The sequence below is a fragment of the Streptomyces antioxidans genome (genome assembly GCF_000968685.2).
GTDB lineage: Bacteria > Actinomycetota > Actinomycetes > Streptomycetales > Streptomycetaceae > Streptomyces > Streptomyces antioxidans.
This window is the reverse complement of record NZ_LAKD02000233.1, coordinates 1-1,933: the sequence shown is the minus strand read 5'-3', so window position 1 is coordinate 1,933 and position 1,933 is coordinate 1. Positions and strand designations below refer to the sequence as shown.

Genomic DNA, 1,933 nt, shown 5'->3' with positions numbered 1-1,933 from the left:
CCCGACACCACACTGGCCGCGCTCCCCGTGCCCAAGTGGCCTTCGAGGTCGCCCTGGGCGTCCACCCACAGCCCGGCGTAGTCCTGGCCGTTCGTTCCGACGAACACGCCCGCCCGCGCGCCCCGCAGCGACTCGGGGGCGATTCCGGCCCGTTCGAACGCCTCCCAGGACGTCTCCAGCAGCAACCGCTGCTGCGGATCCATGGCCAGCGCCTCACGCGGGGAGATCCCGAAGAACCTGGCGTCGAACTCCGGGGCGCCGTAGAGGAATCCGCCCTCGCGGGCGTAGGACGTGCCCGGCCGCGCCGGGTCGGGGTCATACAGTCCGTCGAGGTCCCAGCCACGGTCGGCGGGGAACTCGGAGATGGCGTCGCCGCCGTCGGCAACCAGCCGCCACAGGTCCTCCGGCGTATGGACATCCCCGGGGAAGTGGCAGCTCATCGCCACGATCGCGATGGGGTCGTGGTCCACGGCCACCGCGCTCGGCACGATGGCGTCGAGGGCGGTCTGGGCCGTGCCGAACGCCTCGGCGTCCAGGTAGTCGGCCAGTTCGGTGGCGGTCGGATAGTCGAAGACCAGCGTCGCCGGGAGGCGGAGGCCGGTCGCCAGGTCCAGCCGGTTGCGCAGCTCGACCGCCGTGAGGGAGTCGAACCCGAGGTCGCGGAAGGCCCGGCCGGGCTCGATCGAATCCGCCGAAGCGTGGCCGAGCACCGAGGCCGCGTGGCCGCGGACCAGCTCCAGCACCGCCGCGTTCCGCTCGTCCGCCGACAGCCCGGCGAGCTTTCCGGCGAACGTGGCCACCCCCGCGCCGACACCGTCGTCGCCCGTGGTCAGGTACTTGTGCGCATCGGGGATGTCACTGACGAGCGTGCCACCGCGGGCCGCCGCAAGCGACGGGGCCAGACGCTCCCAGTCGACGTCCGCGACGACGAGCGCCGCCTCCTCCTGGCCCACCGCCCAGCTCAGCGCGTCCACCGCGAGCGCCGGGGCCATCGCGGACACCGCGCCGCCGCGCACCCGCTCCCCGGCGCGACCGCTCGCGGCCATACCGGACTCGGCCCACGGTCCCCAGGCGACCGCCGTACCCGCGAGCCCGGCGCCACGGCGCGCCACCGCCAACGCGTCCAGGTACGCGTTCGCCGCCGCGTAAGCGCCCTGCCCCGCACCGCCCACCACACCGGCGAACGACGAGAACAGCACGAAGGCGTCCAGCTCCAGGTCCGCCGTCAGCTCGTGCAACAGCCGCGCGCCCTCAACCTTCGCACCCAGCACCCGAGCGAGCTGGTCGACGGTCAGACCATCCAGTACGCCGTCGTCCAGCACACCGGCGGCGTGCACCACACCGCGCAGCGGGAAACGCTCGGGAATCCCCGCAATCACCTCGACCAGCGCGTCCCGGTCGGCGGCGTCACAGGCCGCCACCGAGACCTCGGCGCCAAGTTCCTCCAGCTCGGTCCTCAGCGCGGCGGCGCCCTCGGCCGCGAGACCGCGACGGCTGGTCAGCACCACATGCTCGGCGCCCTCGCGCACCGCCCAGCGCGCCACATGGGCGCCCAGAGCGCCCGTACCCCCGGTGATCAGCACCGTGCCGGTCGGCCGCCACACTCCGCCGTCCATCGACGCCGCGCGCACCAGCCGTCGCCCGAACACCCCGGAGCCGCGGACCGCCGCCTCGTCCTCGCCACTTCCGGTGGAGAGCACACCGGCCAGCCGCGCCACCGCGCGCGTGTCCAGCGTCTCGGGCAGATCGACGAGACCGCCCCAGATCTGCGGGTGCTCCAGAGCGGCGACCCGGCCGAGGCCCCACACCTGCGCCTGCGCGGCACTCGCGAGCCGGTCGGAACGCCCCACCGACACCGCGCCCCGCGAAACACACCACAGCCGGAGGCCCGCGTCCAGTCCCGCCGCGGTCTGCACCAACCGCAGCGTCAGAG

The 1,933-nt window shown here is 74.2% G+C and carries 1 protein-coding gene; it reads right to left on the bottom strand.

The genetic code is table 11. The annotated features are described in order from the left end of the window. Window positions 1–1,933, bottom strand: a 1,933-nt coding sequence (locus VT50_RS37900; protein ID WP_143645396.1) for a beta-ketoacyl reductase, incomplete at both ends; no start/stop codon positions are given.